This window comes from Streptomyces colonosanans (assembly GCF_001866645.1).
In the GTDB taxonomy this organism is placed as follows: Bacteria; Actinomycetota; Actinomycetes; order Streptomycetales; family Streptomycetaceae; genus Streptomyces; species Streptomyces colonosanans.
The window spans coordinates 55,889-72,195 of sequence record NZ_MLYP01000013.1 but is presented as its reverse complement, the minus strand read 5'-3'; the positions used below and the strand labels follow the sequence as shown (position 1 = coordinate 72,195).

The window sequence follows — 16,307 nt, the reverse complement described above, 5'->3', positions numbered from 1 at the left end:
ATCGCCCGTCGGGGCATCAGCGCCCCGGCTCAGTGCGGTCGTTCCGAACCGCACGTGCTGCCGTCGGCAGGCAACGTGCCGTCCAGGAGGAAGGCGTCGACCTTCGCGTGAACGCACCTGGAGGACGTGTATCCGGTGTGGCCCTCACCCTTGTTGTCGAGGACCACTGCCGACGGGCCGAGGCGCCTGGCGGTCTCCAGCGTCCAGCGGTACGGGGTCGCAGGATCCCCGCGTGTGCCGACGAGCAGCATCTTCGCGGTGTGGACGTCCTTCACCTCCTTCCGGATGAAGTCGGTGCCCGGGGGACGTCCGTAGCACATCAGCACCTGCGAGAGGCGGTGCGGTCCGAAGACCGGGGACGCCTCCTCGTAGCGGCTGCGCAGCCGGGGGAGGTCCTGGACGATCCGGTCGGCGCTCGGCCGGTCCGGGTCGTCCGCGCAGTTGACGGCCATCAGCGCGGCCGGCAGGTTGTCGTCGGGCACGTCCGCGGGGTCGACGAGCCCGCCACCGGTCTCACGGGCGGACGGCACGGCCAGGGCGCCGCTGGAGAAGCGCATGATCCCGCCGGGGTCGCCCTTCTCCACGAGCCGGGACAGCGCCTGCTCCAGCGCCGGCCACAGCCGCTCGCTGAACAGTGCCTGCCCGATCCCGTCGACCAGGTCCTGCCCCGAGAACGGCAGGCCGAGGGCGGTCGGTACGGGGTTCCTGTCCAGCGAGTCGACGAGCCGGACCACCTGCTCCCGGGCCGAACGCGCGTCCTGTCCGAAGGGGCAGGCCACGTTCTTGACGCACCAGGCGAGGAAGTCCTCCAGGGCGATCTGCTGACCCCGCGCGCCCGCCAGGCCCTGCTCAGCCAGGGGCTCGGTGAGCGTGTCCACACCGTCGAGCACCATCCGGCCCACCTTCGTCGGGAACTGGGCCGCGTACACCGCGCCCAGCCGCGTGCCGTAGGAGAAGCCGAGGTAGTTCAGTTTCTTGTCGCCGAGGGCCTGGCGCATCACGTCCAGATCGCGGGAGGCGTCGACGGTCCCCATGTGCGCCAGTACCGGCCCGGAGTGCCGGGCGCACTGCTCGGCCAACTTTCGCATCTGCTGGAGAGCGGCCCGGGGATCGCTCTCTTCGGCGGGGACACCCGTCGTACCCGTCGTCCCGTCCGTGTCCTCTCCGCAGCTGACGGGCGAGGACCGGCCGACACCGCGCGGGTCGAACGTCACCAGGTCGTAGGACTTCGCCAGGTCCATGAACTCCAATCCGGCCGAGGCGAGTTGGGAAACGCCCGCGCGGCCGGGGCCGCCGAAGTTCAGCAGTACGGATCCCCGGGACCCCCCGGTCGCCGGGAAGCGGGCCAGCGCCAGGTCGAGCGTGCCGGCGGAAGGCCTCGCGTAGTCGAGGGGGACCGTCACCTTCCCGCACTGCAGGTCTCTCGGCATGCCCTCGCCCTTGCAGGCGGACCAGGAGATCTTCTGGCGGTAGAAGCGAGACAGGTCGCGGTCGCCGCCGGCCGCGACCGCCGACGGAAGCGCCGTGCCCAAGAGGGCCAGCACCGCGGTCGTGGCCGCCGCCGTGGCGATCGCACGGCGTCTGCGCATGGACAGCATGGTGCCTCCGGGGACGCCCCGGCTGAGGATCCGGCGACGGCCTTCCGCTCACGATAGGCGGGCTCCCGGGGGTGCGCCTCCGGGAGGGCGGGGCGCGCGGATGTGGCGTACCCTCCGTGCGCCACCGTCGGTCGGCCTTCTGGCGCGGTGGGATCCGTCCCGAGGACGGTGTTCCCATGGTTCGATCACCGTGCCACTCGATCGAGTGAAAGGCGGATAAGCCATAACTCGGATGCTTTGCCTGCGTTTTATCGAGTGCGGGCGAGTGCCCGCGACCATGTGTGGAAGGCAGGGAACCGATGAAACGGGTTACCCGGAATGGATTGATCGCCGTGGCCGCCGCCTCGGGGGCGATGGCTGTGGCGCTGCCCGCGCACGCGGACTCCGCGGCGGAGGGCACTGCGGCGGGTTCGCCCGGGCTGATCTCCGGCAACACTGTCCAGCTCCCGGTGCACGTACCGGTCAACGTGTGCGGCAACACCGTGAACGTGGTGGGGCTTCTCAACCCGGCCGCGGGTAACGCCTGCGCGAACCGGGACGCGCGCCAAGGCGGTCCGGCGAACCGCACGACCCCTCGGGGCGGCGCGTTCGCGCACAGCCGGGGAACGGATTCACCGGGCATGCTCTCCGGTAACGAGGTGCAACTGCCGGTCGACCTTCCGGTGAACATCAGCGGCAACTCGGTGAGCGTGGCCGGCGTCGGCAACGAGGCCACCGGCAACACCTCCACGAACGCCCCGGGCAACCAGCCTCACCGCCACCACGCTCCACGGCCCGTCGCACCCCCCGAGACGCAGTTCGATGCACAGCCCGTGGCGGCCACGCTCGCCCACACAGGCGCGGACGCGACCGTGCCCGCGCTCGCGGGAAGCGCGGCCCTGGTGCTCGGCGGGGCGATCCTGTACCGCCGTTCCCGGGTGAGCGGGACGCGCTGAGCCGAATACGCCGAGTGCGCCGAGGGGGCCTTGCGGACGAACGGCCGACAGGGCCCCCGGCGCCGACGTCAGCGCCGGGCCGCGTCGGCTGCCTCGCCCCGCAGAATGCTGTACCGCACCCCGTCCCGCCATCGCCCGTCACGGAACACGACGCTGCGCATGATCCCCTCCCGGCTGAACCCGGCCTTCTCCAGGGAGCGTTGCTCCGCGATGTTCTCGACCTCGGTGTCCGCCTCTACGCGCTTGGCGACGGTGTGTGCGAAGAGGTAGCGCACCAACTGCCGTTGGGCCTCGGTGCCCACGCCCTTGCCACGGGCCTCGGGCAGCAGAGCGATGCCCATGTTCCAGTGGAAGGAGAAACGGGACGCCCAGACCTTCCGGAAACCGACGAAGCCCAGCACCTCGTCGTCTCGCACCACCATGAGGGTGCCTCGGTCATCGCCGAGCAGCCCGTTCTCCGCCCACTCGCGCCGCCAGCGCCCGAGGTCCCACCAGCCGAACCATTGGAAGCCCGAAGCCACCTCACGGTCTGTCAGGAAACGGTCCAAGACTGAGAGGTCGTCCTCGGTTGCGGGGCGCAGCGTCACGTGTTCGTCGGTCATGTCCAGCCACGCTAGTGCCGCGGCAGGCAACGTTCGCCCCGTCGCGACGCCCGGCACGCTCCCCCAAGCTCTTCGAGCAGGGGGTACCCCCACTCGCCGCGCCAGACGAAAGCCCAAGTACGTCCAGTACGAGGGCTTCCGTCCGGCACTTCCTCGAGCTCTTCGAGCAGGGGGACCCCCGGAGCACGCTCCCCCACCCTCGGCTTCTCTCCCACTCTCGGCTCCGCTTGAGCGGGGGGGACCTCCAGAGCGGGAGGTGCCCCCACGACGCCGCTCCTCAACGGGCAAACGTTGCCTGCCGCGGCACTAGTTCACCTCGCCGTTGCGGCGGTGGAAGCGCCGGTGCAGCTCGTGTACCTCCGCCGCCAGTTCCGGAATTGGACCCTCGACCGCCACACCGGGCGCGACCTCGTTCACGGGGAGCGTCCGTACAGGAGGCTCGGGAATCTGCAACTCCTGAAGCCATGAGGCGAGTTGTTCCGACGAGGCGATGTAAACGATGCGGCCCAGGCCCACCCAGGCGTGGGCGGCCGCGCACATGGGGCAGTGCTCGCCGGAGGTGTAGACGGTCGCTGCCGCGCGCTCCTCGGGTGTCAGGTGCGCGGCGGACCAGCGGGCCAGTTCGAACTCGGGGTGGCGGGTGCGGTCGCCGGAGGCCACCCGATTGTGATCCTCGGCCAGCACCGTGCCGTCCGCCGCGACCAGCACCGAGCCGAACGGCTCGTCGCCGGCCTCCAGTGCCTCGGTCGCCAGCTCGACGCAGCGGCGCAGATACCGCAGTTCGGGGTCCTTCACCATGAAGTGGCCGCCCTTCTCGCGACATGATCTCAAGGGTGCAGGGTACGACCCCTCAGGCCACAGGCGTCGCCACGGGCGGGCCGTCGGCGCCGTGCCGAAGGGCGTCACCATGCCGAACAATCCATTCCACTTCTTCAACCGCCGGTCAACGTCGGGTCAATCCTCGGCCTGGTGACGGGAGGTTCTCCTGTTCGCACCCACTTTTGCCATGTACCGTTCAAAAACCCGTCATCCGGGCAGCATATGAAGAGATGTCTACGCGCGCAGACCGAGTGGGTGGTTCTCTGCGCGAAGACTCGGCACCCGCACCGTTCCTTCCCCCCACCCCCTCACGGAGGTCCGCCGGATGCTCGCACGCACCAGGTCCCCCCGCAGACTCACCACGGCCCTCGCCGTGTTCGGCCTGCTCACCACGGGCGCCGCCGTCCAGATGACCACGGCGGCCACACCGGCCCACGCGGCCACCCCACACCGCGTCCTGTTCGACAACGCACACGCGGAGACCGCGGGAAACGCCGACTGGATCATCTCCACCAGCCAGCCCGACCCGCTCGGAGAGAACGCCTCCCCGTCCGTCGAGAAGGACTGGACCGGAGCGCTCTCCTCGTGGGGCGTCGCCCTGCAGAAGACGGGCAACTACAGTCTGAAGACGCTGCCTTCGGGCTCCAGCCTCTCCTACGGCGGATCGTCCTCGACCGACCTGTCGAAGTTCGACACGCTCGTCCTGCCCGAACCCAACACGCCGTTCACCACAGCCGAGAAGACCGCCATCATGACGTTCGTCAAGAACGGTGGCGGGCTCTTCATGATCTCCGACCACACCGGCGCCGACCGCAACAACGACGGCTATGACGCGGTCAAGATCCTCAACGATCTGATGTCCAACAACAGCGTCGACTCCACCGACCCGTTCGGCTTCTCCATCGACGCGCTGAACATCGGCTCCGATCACCCCGCTGCCATCAGCGACAGCACCGACCCGGTCCTGCACGGATCCTTCGGCACCGTCACCAAGAGCCTGATCGCCAACGGCACCACCGCCACGCTCAAGCCCTCCGACAACTCCTCCGTCAAGGGCCTGCTCTACCGCTCCGGCTACTCCGGCAACACCGGCGCCTTCTTCCTCACCAGCACCTTCGGCAGCGGCCGCGTCGCCTTCTGGGGCGACAGCTCACCCATCGACGACGGCACCGGCCAGAGCGGCAACACGCTGTACGACGGCTGGAACGACCCCGGAGCCACCAACGCCGCCCTCGCCCTCAACGCCACCGCATGGCTCGCCGGAGCGAGCGGCAGCAGCGGGGGAGGCGGCTCCACCTCGTGCACCGCGGCACAGCTCCTCGGCAACAACGGCTTCGAGTCCGGCAACACCACCTGGAGCGCCAGTAGCGGCGTCATCACCAACTCGACCGGGGAGTCAGCCCGTTCCGGCTCGTACTACGCATGGCTCGACGGCTACGGCTCCGCCACAACCAACACCCTCTCCCAGACGGTGACCATCCCCTCGGGCTGCGCCGCGACCCTGAGCTTCTACCTCCACATCGACACCGCGGAGACCACGACCAGTACGGCGTACGACACGCTCAGCGTGCAGGTCCTCAACCCTTCCGGCACGGTCCTCGGCACCCTGGCGACCTACTCCAACCTCAACGCGGCCTCCGGATACACCCAGCGCAGCTTCAACCTCGGCAACTACGCCGGGCAGACCGTCTCGATCAAGTTCACCGGCACCGAGGGCGCCAAGCTCCAGACGTCGTTCGTCATCGACGACACGGCTCTCAACGTGAGTTGAGCCATAGGAACGAGTGGCGGGCCGACCTCCGCGCCGGCCCGCCGGGTCCACGAGGCGCGCGTCGGCCGGGCGGTGGTGCCTACGGCGGTGCGCTGACGCGGCGTGGAGCCGGGGCACGCCCGACCGGTTCCCGCGAAGCGTATGCCCCTCCGTGCGGTCTGCGCATAATCCCCGGATGAACTCGCAGACGATCACCGCCGACGCGGCGGGCATCTGGAAGCTCGGAGACCTGCCCGTCGGCCGCATCGGCTTCGGCGCGATGCGGCTGACGGGCAGCGCCGCCTTCCACCTCGGCACGCCGAGCGACCGCGCGCGGTCCCTCGCCGTGCTGCGGAAGGCGGTCGAACTCGGCGTCAACCACATCGACACGGCCGCCTTCTACTTCTCTTCCCTGCGCTCCGCCAACGAGCTGATCAACCGTGCGCTCGCGCCGTACCCGGACGACCTGGTCATCGTCACCAAGGTCGGTCCGCACCGCGAGTACTCGGGAGAGTGGGGCACCGCGGCTCGGCCCGACGAACTGCGCGGTCATGTCGAGGAGAACCTGCGTCAACTCGGCCGTGACCACCTGGATGCGGTCAACCTCCGCCGGATGCGGACGTACGACTCGATCGCCGAACACTTCGGCGCGCTGGCCGACCTGCGCGACGCTGGGCTGATCCGGCACCTTGGCATCTCGAACGTCGAGCCCCGCCACCTCGCCGAGGCGCAGGCCATCGCGCCGGTGGTGTGCGTACAGAACGAGTACGGGCTCCACCGGCCCGATCCGGCCACGGACGAACTCCTGCGGATCTGCGGCGAACAGGGGATCGCGTTCGTGCCGTTCTTCGCGATCGCCGGGGAGAGCGGTCCACAGGGCCCGGTCGGCGACGGAGGCGACGAGGTCGTCCGCGCCGTCGCGCGGGCGCACGATGCCACGCCCGCCCAGGTCCGGCTGGCCTGGACGCTCCGGCAGGGCCCCCACGTCCTGGCCATCCCGGGCACCGGCAACCCGGACCATCTCGCGGAGAACGTGGCCGCGGGCGCGCTGCGGCTCACCGACGACGACATGGCGCGCCTCGACGCGCTGCACCGGCAAAGGGAGTGAGCCCGCCGGCCCCGATCACTGCCTGATCCACCGCAGGGTCATGTCGGGCAGATTCTCCATGTTCGTGCGGCCGTCGCTGGTGTCGAGGACATGGAAGCCGTGGTGTTCGTAGAACGCGCGGGCATCGGTGTTCTGCTGAAAGACGTGCAGTGACAGCCCGTCCGGGCTGTGCTGCCTGATCGCGTCGAGCAGCAGCGTGCCGATGCCCTGGCGGCGGACATCCGGCCGCAGGTAGAGGTGTTCGAGCATGTCGCCCTCGAGGGCGGCGTAGCCGAGGATTTCCCCCTCACGCTCTGCCACCCACACGCGGCACGTCGTGAGGAGGACATCCTCTACCCATCGGGTGACCTGTTCGTGATCGCGTCTCTGCGGAGGCAGGTAGGGCATCGCCGCGGCGCGAGAGGTCATATGGATGTGCGCGATCACCGTCGCGTCCGCCGCAGCCGCGAGTCGGATCTTCGTCCCGTCGTCATTCCCCACGGCGCGAACCTATCGGGCCCCCGAAGCGTATGTCGTGCCTGGGGAACGAAGTTGTTCCCGGCGGCAGTTCAGGACGTCGGCGTGGAGGCGGGCTCCGCCGGGGCGGCGTGCGTACGCGGGGCCAGCCGGGCGGCGACGTAGACGCACAGGCTCAGCCAGCACAGGGCGAACAGCCAGCCGCCCAGGACGTCGGAGAACCAGTGGACGCCCAGATACACGCGGGTGAGTCCGACCAGGACACCCCAGGCGAGGACGACTGCTACGAACGCGCCTCTGCCCCGCGAGGCCCGGCCCCAGATCGCGAGGGCCAGCAGCCCGGCGGTGATCGCGGCAGTCGTCGTATGCCCCGAGGGGAACGACCAGCCCGACGCGTGGGTGACCCAGTCCTGCGTCTCCGGCCGCGGGCGCGCCGCCAGCGACATCACGCCGTACCGCACGGCCTGGCCCGCGGCCAGGCAGGCGACCGCGGCAGCGGCGGCGAGAGCGCGCCGCCGCACCGTACGCCCCGCGAGGAGACCCGCCAGGACAACGAGCAGATAAGGGATGAACCCCGTACCCGTGTACGTCACCGCCCGGGCCACCGCGACCGCGGCGGACGGGCGGTGGGCGACCGACCAGTCCAGCAGGTCCTGGTCGCCGAACAGCGGAGCGCCGTTGTGCCCCGTCACCGTCAGGGCCAGCAGCACGAACGCGACCAGGGCGCCCACGGCCGTGGAACCGGCGAGGTCGGTGACGTCCTCCCGCTTCACGACAGCGCCTGCGGGGCGGCGGCCGCGCGAAGCGGTGCGGTGCGCGAACCTGCGTCCATGGGTCGTGGCCCCTTTCATAATGGACAGGCGGGCCGGCTTTCGACCGGCCTCACGAAGACTACAATCCTGTAGACCGTCTACAGGAATGTAGATGATGGCCGGGTGAGGAAGGTTCCATGACCGAAGTGAAGGACGAGCGGCGACCGGCGGGCGAACTGGAAGCCAGTGTCATGGCCGCGCTCTGGGCCGCGGACGCCCCTCAGACCCCCGGCCAGGTACAGCTGAGCCTCGGAGCCGGCCTCGCCCGTACGACGGTGACGACGATCCTGTCCCGGTTGTACGACAAGGGCGTCGTCGACCGCAGGCGCCAGGGCCGCGGGTACGCCTACTTCCCCGTCCAGGACACCCACGGGCTCACCGCCCGGCGTATGCACACCGAACTGGACCGGGGCAGCGACCGGCACACCGTGCTGGCGCGCTTCGTCGCCCAGCTGAGCGAGGATGACGAGCGCGTCCTGCGGGATCTGCTGGAATCCGGTGAGCAGTGACCTTTCTGCTGATCGTCCCCCTGGTGCTGCCGTTCGCGATGCCCGCGCTCGCCCGGCGCGCTCTCGAACGGCTCGCGCCCGCGACCGCGCTGTGGGTGGTGACCTGCTCCACGCTTGTGGTCGCGTGCTGCTCCCTGACCGCCCTGGGGGCTTTCGTCCTCACCGGGCTGCTCAAGCTGCCCCTCTTTGCGGCGCTCGGCAAGCTGGTGTACCCGCTGCGCACCGCGTCGGACCTGTTCGTCGTGCCCGCGGCGGCGTTCTCCGTCGGCGCGCTCGCCGTGTGCCTGTGGACCGTGATCCGTACCGCGACGCGCCAGGCCCGGGCCTTCCATGTCGCGACCGCCGAGGCGGGGTGCCGGGCCACCGCGGGCGACCTCTGCGTCATCGACTCCCCGCGCCCCGACGCGTACGCCCTCCCCGGGCGACCGCACCGCATCGTCGTCACCACCGGCATGCTGCGCAGCCTCGGCCCGGACGAACGCGAGGCGCTCTTCGCCCACGAGCGGGCCCATAACGCGGGCGGACATCACTACTTCCTCGCGTTCGCCGAACTCGCCGCGCTGTGCCACCCCGGGCTGCGGCCCGTGGGTGAGGTCATCCGGTTCGCGGTCGAGCGCGCGGCCGACGAGGCCGCCGCCGCGGCGGTCGGCGACCGCCGGCTGACCGCCCGGGCGATCGGCCGCGCCGCGCTCGCCGCCCGGGCGGCCCACGGGGAGCGGCCGTCCTTCGCGGCCGCCGCGACCACGGGCCCCGTGCCGCAGCGGGTCGCCGCGCTGCTGGCGGCCCCCCGCCCGCCGCACCGGGCCGCCCCCTGGATCGCCGGCCTTCTCGTCGCCTGCGCGACCGTCTCCGTCTGCACCTCGGCGACCGGAGTCATCGGCTTTCACCACGAGGTCGAGATCGCCCAGGGCGAAGAAGGACGCTGAGGCGCGCCGGGCACCGAACGGCCGCCGGCGCGAGTGCGGGGTCCCGCCCCTTGCCCGGCAAGGTCTCCTGTCAGGCGGAAGCGGTCAGGCCAGTTCCTTGTACATATGGACGTCCTCCGCCCCGCCGGGGATGCCCGGCGTCCTGCCGGTCTCGATGTATCCGTGGCGCTGGTAGAACTCCGGCGCCTGGAACGTGAACGACGACACGCACGCGCGGTCGCAGCCGCGCCGCCGTGCCTCGTCCTCGGCTGCGAGAAGGAGTCGGCTTCCCCATCCTTCCCTTCGGCTCTCCTCGCGCACCCAGAGCATCTCGATGCCCAGCAGCCCGCCCCAGGTCCAGGCGGAGAGCCCCCCGATGAGTTCGCCGGTGTCGTCGACGACCTTCACCGACAGGGTCCCCTCGTCTGCGGCGGTGGTCCCGGTGGCGGGGAAATTGACTTCGTCCAGCCCCTTGGACAGACGTTCGTTGAGCTCAGGGTCCCGGTGGCCGACGGTCAGCGCCGCACCCACGTAGTCATGTGCCATGCCGCAGAGCATGGCACCGCCGACCGCGCCGTGCGGGCGCCGCGCCGTAGACGCCGGGGTGGCCGGGGGTACGACCCCTGCGGGCCCCCTTGACGGGATGCCGTACGCTACGTGTTACGTATAACGTGATCACTTCGTACCTCGCACCGGAAGGCCCGATGAGACGCATCGCTCTGGTCACCCTCGTCGTCGACGACTACGACGAAGCGGTCCGCTTCTACACCGAGGCCCTCGGCTTCCGGCTCGCCGCAGACGAGCCGCGGCCGGACGGCTCCCGCTGGGTCGTCGTCGAGCCCGGTGGCGTCGGCGAGGGCACCGCCCTGCTGCTCGCCCGGGCCAAGGACGAGGCCCAGTGCGACCGGGTCGGCGACCAGACCGGCGGGCGTGTGGGCTTCTTTCTGCACACCGGCGATTTCGCCCGCGACCACGCCCGGATGACCGCGGCCGGAGTGACCTTCCTGGAGGAACCGCGGCACGAGCCGTACGGCACGGTCGCCGTCTTCCAGGACCTGTACGGCAACCGCTGGGACCTGCTCCAGCCCGCCGACTGAAACCCCGCCGGACGAAACCCCAGAACAACCTGCCGAGGAACCAACCGCACATGACCGCCCCGCGCATCGACACCGACACCATCCGCCGACTCCCCAAGGCTGTGCTGCACGATCACCTCGACGGCGGACTTCGCCCCGCCACCCTCGTGGAGCTTGCGGAGACGGTCGGCCACACCCTGCCCACCACCGACCCGCAGGCGCTGGCGCAGTGGTACTACGAAGCCGCCAACTCCGGAGACCTGGTGCGCTACATAGCCACCTTCGAGCACACCCTGGCCGTGATGCAGACCCGCGAGGGCCTGCTGCGCACCGCCGAGGAATACGTCCTGGACCTCGCCGAGGACGGCGTCGTCTACGGCGAGGTGCGCTACGCCCCGGAGCTGATGCTCAAGGGCGGCCTCACCCTGCCCGAGGTGGTCGAGACCGTGCAGCAGGGCCTCGCTGCGGGGATGGCCAAGGCCGCGGCCGCGGGCACCCCGGTGCGGGTCGGCACCCTGCTGTGCGGCATGCGCATGTTCGACCGCACCCGGGAGATCGCCGACCTCGCGGTGGCCTTCCGTGACGCCGGCGTCGTCGGTTTCGACATCGCCGGCGCCGAGGACGGCTTCCCGCCCGCCGACCACCTCGCCGCCTTCGAGTACCTGCGCCGCGAGAGCGTGCCGTTCACCATCCACGCGGGTGAGGCGCACGGCCTGCCCAGCATCCACCAGGCCCTCCAGGTGTGCGGTGCCCAGCGCATCGGCCACGGTGTGCGCCTGACCGAGGACATCGTCGACGGCAAGCTGGGCCGCCTTGCGAGCTGGGTGCGTGACCGCCGAATCGCCCTGGAGATGTGCCCGACGTCCAACCTGCAGACGGGCGCCGCCTCCTCGATCGCCGACCACCCGATCACGGCCCTGAAGGACCTGGGCTTCCGGGTCACCCTCAACACCGACAACCGTCTGGTTTCGGGTACGACGATGACCCGTGAGATGTCCCTGCTGGCCGAGGAGGCCGGCTGGACGGTGGAGGACCTGCGCACGGTCACGGTGAACGCGGTCAAGAGCGCGTTCATCCCGTTCGACGAGAAGGGCGCCCTCATCCGGGACGTGATCCTGCCCGGTTACGGGACTGCGCTCTGAAGCAGCCCTCGCACATAGGCGGCCTGTCCGACGTGCTGCAGATCGTCGGACAGGACGCTGACCAGCCGCACGCCCAGGCTGACGGGCGGATCCCAGCGCTCGTCCACGATGCGCTCGAGGTCCTTGGCCAGCAGCCCGCGCAGGAAGCCGAGCGTCTGCTCGTGCACGGCGTCGTAGTACCCGGTGAGCAGGTCGCCCGACTCCACCCGCACCTTGGCGGCCTTGCGCGGCCTGTGGCCGTAGCCCGTGTCCTGCCGGGGCAGATCGAGCCCGAAGCGCTTCTCCCAGCCCTGGGCGAGCCATACCTGGTCGAGACCGGCAGCGTCGGCGATGTGATCGTCCTGCACCCGGGTGAGATGCCAGACGAGCCAGGCGACGGAGTTGGTGTCGGCGGTGGGCCGGGCATTGAGGTCGTCCGGGCCCAGACCGTCGACGGCGGCATGGACTTCTTCCCGGATGCGGCCGTACGCGTCGATGAGGATGTCCTTGGCATTCATGGATCAACGGTGCAACACGTTGGCACGCAGCGCCTGCCCGGACATGCGAACGCTCCGCTCACGCCGGGGGAGGGGCCTGAACGGGGCCGTGTGCCCCGCCCCCATCGTGCTGCGCCGCCGCAGTCACGGGAGGGACAGGAGGGTGCGCCAGTTCTCGCGGTCGAGGTCCCAGGCCAGGCCGCGGAATCGTGCGCCGTGCCGGTCAGATGTTCCGGGAGCCGATTGGACTACTGCCCGAGCGGCAGGCGAGAGTGGACCGCATCGTCCTGAACTTCCCTCCTGGAGTGCACGTTGTACACGGCAGACCCCGCCCGCTACGAGACCATGCCCTACCGGCGCACCGGACGCAGCGGTCTGCAGCTGCCCGCGCTGTCGCTCGGCCTGTGGCACAACTTCGGCCCCGACCGCCCGGTGGAGACGCAGCGGCAGATCCTGCGCCGCGCCTTCGACCTCGGCGTCACGCACTTCGACCTGGCCAACAACTACGGCCCGCCGCCCGGCGCCGCCGAGTCCGCCCTCGGCGACGCGCTGCGGGCGGACCTCGCGCCCTACCGCGACGAGCTGGTCATCTCCACCAAGGCCGGCTACCTCATGTGGCCGGGCCCGTACGGCGAATGGGGCTCCCGCAAGTACCTGAGGTCCTCGCTCGACCAGAGCCTGAAGCGGATGGGCCTGGACTACGTCGACATCTTCTACTCGCACCGCCCCGATCCCCAGACACCGCTGGAGGAGACGATGGGCGCCCTGCACTCGGCGGTCCAGCAGGGCAAGGCGCTCTACGTCGGCGTCTCCAACTACTCGCCGGAGCAGACCCGTGAAGCCGCCCGAATCCTGGGGGAGTTGGGCACCCCGCTGCTGATCCACCAGCCGCGCTACTCGATGCTCGACCGCCGCCCGGAGGAAGAAGGCCTCCTCGACGCCCTGGAAGAGCTCCAGGTCGGCTCGATCGCCTACTCGCCGCTGGAGCAAGGTCTGTTGACGGCGCGTTACCTCGACGGGATTCCGGCGGGTTCGCGCGCCGCGAGCGAGAGCCCCTTCCTCAGCGCCGACTCCCTCACCGAGGAGCTGGTGGGGCAGCTGCGCGCGCTCGACGGCATCGCCAAGTCCCGCGGCCAGTCGCTGGCCCAGATGGCCCTGGCCTGGGTGCTGCGCGGGGGACGGGTGACCTCGGCCCTGGTCGGTGCGAGCAGCCCGCAGCAGCTGGAGGACAGCGTCGCGGCGATCCGCAACCTGGACTTCGACGCGGACGAGCTGGCGCGGATCGACGCGGTCATCAAGGCGTAGGGCGTTCGCTCACCTTCTGTACGCAGGAGGGCGGCCGACCGCATACGCGGGAGGCCGCCCGCATGCCCAGGAACGAGCCGGCCCCGAGGGCGGACGGTCACCGCGGGACGAAGGACCCTCGGATGCGGTGGAATCCGTGCGCACGGGAGCCGCCGACGGCGTCGACCGTGCGGTTGTGCCGCCCTTGGACCTGGCGAAGACTGGTCGGGGTAGGGGCAACCGACTACGGCGGGCGACGCGCGGCCGTGTGTCGTCGGCCGGACGGGTGGTCAACCGTGACGATCTCACCCTTCGGGTCCGGCGACCCGTTCTCCGAACTCTTCAACCGCTTCTTCGGCATGAGCCCGGCGACCTCCCCGCCGGCCGTGCAACGCGTCCCCATCGGGCGTCTCCTCAGCGGCTCCTCGCAGGAACTGCTCGCCGCCGCCGGTGGCCGGGCCGCCGAGGACGGGTCCGATCTGGACACCGTGCACCTGCTGTGGGCCGCCACCCAGGTGCCGGCCGCCCGCCAGCTCCTGGAGCAGGCCGGTGCGGATCCGGACCGGCTCGCCGCCGACCTGCAGGAATCACTGCCCACCGGGACCGGCACCGGGGAACCCGCGCTCACACCGGCGGCCAAGCGAGCCCTGCTCGCCGCCCACGCCCGCTCCCAGGCGGCCGGTGCCTCGTACATCGGCCCGGAGCACATCCTTGCCGCGCTGCTCGACGATCCGCGTTCCCCGCTCACCCAGACCCTCAGGGCCGAGGGCGCCTCGCCCGGCGCACTCAGCGGCCCGGCCCGGGAAGGGCGACCGGCAGGCGGTCACCCCGACACCCCGACGCTCGAGCAGTACGGGCGCGACCTCACCGACGAAGCACGCAGCGGACGCCTCGACCCCGTGGTCGGCCGGGCCGGCGAGATCGAGCAGACCATCGAGGTCCTCTCCCGCCGGACCAAGAACAACCCGGTGCTCATCGGCGACCCCGGCGTCGGCAAGACCGCCATCGTCGAGGGTCTGGCACAGCGCATCGTCGCCGAAGAGGTCCCCAAGGCGCTGAAGAACCGCCGTGTCGCCGCTCTCGAGATGGCGGGCCTGGTCGCCGGGTCCCAGTACCGGGGCCAGTTCGAGGAACGGCTGAAGAAGGTCATCGACGAGGTCACCCAGGCCCAGAAGGGCATCATCCTCTTCATCGACGAGCTGCACACGGTCGTCGGGGCGGGCGGTACCGGCGAGGGCTCCATGGACGCGGGCAACATCCTCAAGCCCGCGCTCGCCCGCGGTGACCTCAGCGTCGTCGGCGCCACCACCATCGACGAGTACCGCAAACACATCGAGAAGGACGCCGCGCTCGAACGCCGTTTCCAGCCGGTCATGGTGCCCGAGCCCACCGTCGAGGAGACGATCGAGATCCTGCGCGGGCTGCGCGACTCGTACGAGGCCCATCACCAGGTCCGCTACACGGACGAGGCGCTGGACGCCGCGGCCTCCCTCTCCGACCGCTACATCAGCGACCGGTTCCTGCCCGACAAGGCCATCGACCTCATGGACCAGGCCGGCGCCCGGGTCGGACTGCGCAGCGTGGGCGGCTCCCGCGAGGCTGCGGAGCTGGAGGACCGGCTCAGCCGACTGCGCCGCGAGAAGGACGAGGCGGTCAGCACCGAGGACTTCACGCGCGCCGGCGAACTCAAACGCGAGGTCACCGAGCTGGAGGAGCGACTCGGTTCGATGGGCGAAGGCGGGGTACCGACGCCCGCCGTCACCCCCGAGGACATCGCCGAGGTGCTCTCCGCGCGCACCGGCATCCCGGTCTCCCAGCTGACCGAGACCGAGCGCGAACGTCTGCTGAAGCTTGAGGAGGTCCTGCACGAGCGTGTCATCGGCCAGGATCAGGCGGTCACCGCCGTGGCCCAGGCCGTCCGCCGTGGCCGGGCCGGCATGGGCGACCCCGACCGGCCCACCGGCAGCTTCCTCTTCCTCGGCCCCACCGGTGTCGGCAAGACGGAACTCGCCAAGGCGCTGGCGGAACTCCTCTTCGGCGACCCCGACCGTATGGTCCGCTTCGACATGAGCGAGTTCCAGGAGAAGCACACCGTCTCCCGGCTCATCGGCTCCCCGCCCGGATACGTCGGTTACGAGGAGGCCGGCCAGCTCACCGAGGCGGTGCGCCGCAAGCCCTACAGCGTCGTGCTGTTCGACGAGGTGGAGAAGGCCCACCGGGACGTGTTCAACCTGCTGCTGCAGGTCCTGGACGACGGACGGCTCACCGACGCCAAGGGGCGCACGGTGGACTTCCGCAACACCGTCGTCATCATGACCAGCAACATCGCCTCGAAGCGCATCCTGGACCACCACGGCGACGTCGAGGAGATCAAGGACGATCTGATGGCGGAGCTCCAGGCGCACTTCCGTCCCGAGTTCCTCAACCGGATCGACGAGGTCATCGTCTTCCACGCGCTGGTCCGCGAGGACCTGGTGCGGATCGTCGACCTGCTCCTGGAGGGCAGCCGACGCCGGCTGCACGCCCAGCAGGTCGGTCTGGAGGTCACCGAGGCGGCCAAGGACTGGCTGGCCGAACGTGGTTACCAGCCGGAATACGGGGCCCGGCCGCTGCGCCGCACCATCCAGTCCGAACTCGACAACCGGCTGTCGAACATGTTGCTGGACGGCACGCTCAACCCGGGTGACACCGTCGTCGCCGATGTCGCCGACGACGAACTGGTCCTCGGCCTGAAGGCGAAGCCCGCGACGGACGACAAGGCGGCACCCGGTGAGGGTGGTGCGCAGGGCAGCCCGGAAGGCTGTGAGCGGTAGCCTCCGAGCCGCCCGGCAGGGT

16 protein-coding genes are annotated in these 16,307 nt (G+C 70.5%); 9 read left to right on the top strand and 7 right to left on the bottom strand.

Annotated elements, in window-relative coordinates:
• Positions 1 to 29: 29 nt before the first annotated feature.
• On the bottom strand, positions 30 to 1,598 hold the full coding sequence (locus tag BIV24_RS06035; protein ID WP_071365104.1) for an alpha/beta hydrolase: 1,569 nt from the start codon (positions 1,596 to 1,598) through the stop codon (positions 30 to 32).
• A gap of 323 nt (positions 1,599 to 1,921) precedes the next feature.
• Here BIV24_RS06035 and BIV24_RS06030 point away from each other — a divergent pair, with 323 nt between their 5' ends.
• Positions 1,922 to 2,533, top strand: coding sequence for a chaplin (locus tag BIV24_RS06030; protein WP_071365103.1), 612 nt, complete (start codon positions 1,922 to 1,924; stop codon positions 2,531 to 2,533).
• A 68-nt stretch (positions 2,534 to 2,601) separates the two neighbouring features.
• On the opposite strand, the gene BIV24_RS06025 is transcribed toward BIV24_RS06030, so the two are convergent.
• On the bottom strand, positions 2,602 to 3,135 hold the full coding sequence (locus BIV24_RS06025) for a GNAT family N-acetyltransferase (protein ID WP_071365102.1): 534 nt from the start codon (positions 3,133 to 3,135) through the stop codon (positions 2,602 to 2,604).
• A gap of 306 nt (positions 3,136 to 3,441) precedes the next feature.
• Positions 3,442 to 3,933 (bottom strand): nucleoside deaminase, encoded by a 492-nt coding sequence (locus BIV24_RS06020; protein WP_071365101.1) that lies wholly within the window; start codon positions 3,931 to 3,933, stop codon positions 3,442 to 3,444.
• Positions 3,934 to 4,279: 346 nt separating this feature from the next.
• Between BIV24_RS06020 and BIV24_RS06015 the strand changes: the two genes are divergently transcribed.
• A complete protein-coding gene (locus BIV24_RS06015) occupies positions 4,280 to 5,725 on the top strand; it encodes a M6 family metallopeptidase (protein WP_071365100.1) in 1,446 nt (481 codons plus the stop codon).
• 175 nt (positions 5,726 to 5,900) lie between these two features.
• The gene (locus BIV24_RS06010; protein ID WP_071365099.1) at positions 5,901 to 6,812 is read left to right on the top strand and encodes an oxidoreductase; all 912 of its coding nucleotides are present in this window, start codon (positions 5,901 to 5,903) and stop codon (positions 6,810 to 6,812) included.
• A 15-nt stretch (positions 6,813 to 6,827) separates the two neighbouring features.
• Here BIV24_RS06010 and BIV24_RS06005 read toward each other — a convergent pair whose 3' ends face one another.
• Both BIV24_RS06005 and BIV24_RS06000 read right to left on the bottom strand, forming a co-directional pair.
• Positions 6,828 to 7,220 (bottom strand): GNAT family N-acetyltransferase, encoded by a 393-nt coding sequence (locus tag BIV24_RS06005; protein WP_218149289.1) that lies wholly within the window; start codon positions 7,218 to 7,220, stop codon positions 6,828 to 6,830.
• Between the two features lie 140 nt (positions 7,221 to 7,360).
• Positions 7,361 to 8,041 carry a phosphatase PAP2 family protein gene (locus BIV24_RS06000; protein ID WP_071365097.1) on the bottom strand — a complete coding sequence of 227 codons (681 nt, stop codon included), beginning with the start codon at positions 8,039 to 8,041 and terminating at the stop codon, positions 7,361 to 7,363.
• A gap of 176 nt (positions 8,042 to 8,217) precedes the next feature.
• Between BIV24_RS06000 and BIV24_RS05995 the strand changes: the two genes are divergently transcribed.
• Together BIV24_RS05995 and BIV24_RS05990 are read left to right on the top strand one after the other, a co-directional pair.
• Complete coding sequence (locus BIV24_RS05995) at positions 8,218 to 8,589, top strand: BlaI/MecI/CopY family transcriptional regulator (RefSeq protein ID WP_071365096.1); 372 nt, start codon at positions 8,218 to 8,220, stop codon at positions 8,587 to 8,589.
• Positions 8,586 to 9,515: a M48 family metalloprotease gene (locus tag BIV24_RS05990; protein WP_107459230.1), complete on the top strand. Its 930-nt coding sequence runs from the start codon at positions 8,586 to 8,588 to the stop codon at positions 9,513 to 9,515. Before BIV24_RS05995 ends, BIV24_RS05990 begins: the two co-directional genes overlap by 4 nt.
• A gap of 84 nt (positions 9,516 to 9,599) precedes the next feature.
• Here BIV24_RS05990 and BIV24_RS05985 read toward each other — a convergent pair whose 3' ends face one another.
• Complete coding sequence (locus BIV24_RS05985; protein WP_071365154.1) at positions 9,600 to 10,040, bottom strand: GNAT family N-acetyltransferase; 441 nt, start codon at positions 10,038 to 10,040, stop codon at positions 9,600 to 9,602.
• A 158-nt stretch (positions 10,041 to 10,198) separates the two neighbouring features.
• Between BIV24_RS05985 and BIV24_RS05980 the strand changes: the two genes are divergently transcribed.
• Complete coding sequence (locus BIV24_RS05980) at positions 10,199 to 10,591, top strand: VOC family protein (RefSeq protein ID WP_071365095.1); 393 nt, start codon at positions 10,199 to 10,201, stop codon at positions 10,589 to 10,591.
• Positions 10,592 to 10,641: 50 nt separating this feature from the next.
• On the top strand, positions 10,642 to 11,712 hold the full coding sequence (locus BIV24_RS05975; protein ID WP_071365094.1) for an adenosine deaminase: 1,071 nt from the start codon (positions 10,642 to 10,644) through the stop codon (positions 11,710 to 11,712).
• Here BIV24_RS05975 and BIV24_RS05970 read toward each other — a convergent pair.
• Positions 11,694 to 12,209, bottom strand: coding sequence for a mycothiol transferase (locus tag BIV24_RS05970; RefSeq protein ID WP_071365093.1), 516 nt, complete (start codon positions 12,207 to 12,209; stop codon positions 11,694 to 11,696). The genes BIV24_RS05975 and BIV24_RS05970 overlap by 19 nt on opposite strands.
• 291 nt (positions 12,210 to 12,500) lie before the next feature.
• On the opposite strand from BIV24_RS05970, the gene mgrA reads away from it, so the two are divergent.
• Both mgrA and BIV24_RS05960 read left to right on the top strand, forming a co-directional pair.
• On the top strand, positions 12,501 to 13,493 hold the full coding sequence (mgrA, locus tag BIV24_RS05965) for an L-glyceraldehyde 3-phosphate reductase (RefSeq protein WP_071365092.1): 993 nt from the start codon (positions 12,501 to 12,503) through the stop codon (positions 13,491 to 13,493).
• 275 nt (positions 13,494 to 13,768) lie between these two features.
• Entirely contained in the window at positions 13,769 to 16,285 is a 2,517-nt protein-coding gene (locus BIV24_RS05960; RefSeq protein ID WP_071365091.1) for an ATP-dependent Clp protease ATP-binding subunit, read from the top strand.
• Positions 16,286 to 16,307: the final 22 nt, after the last annotated feature.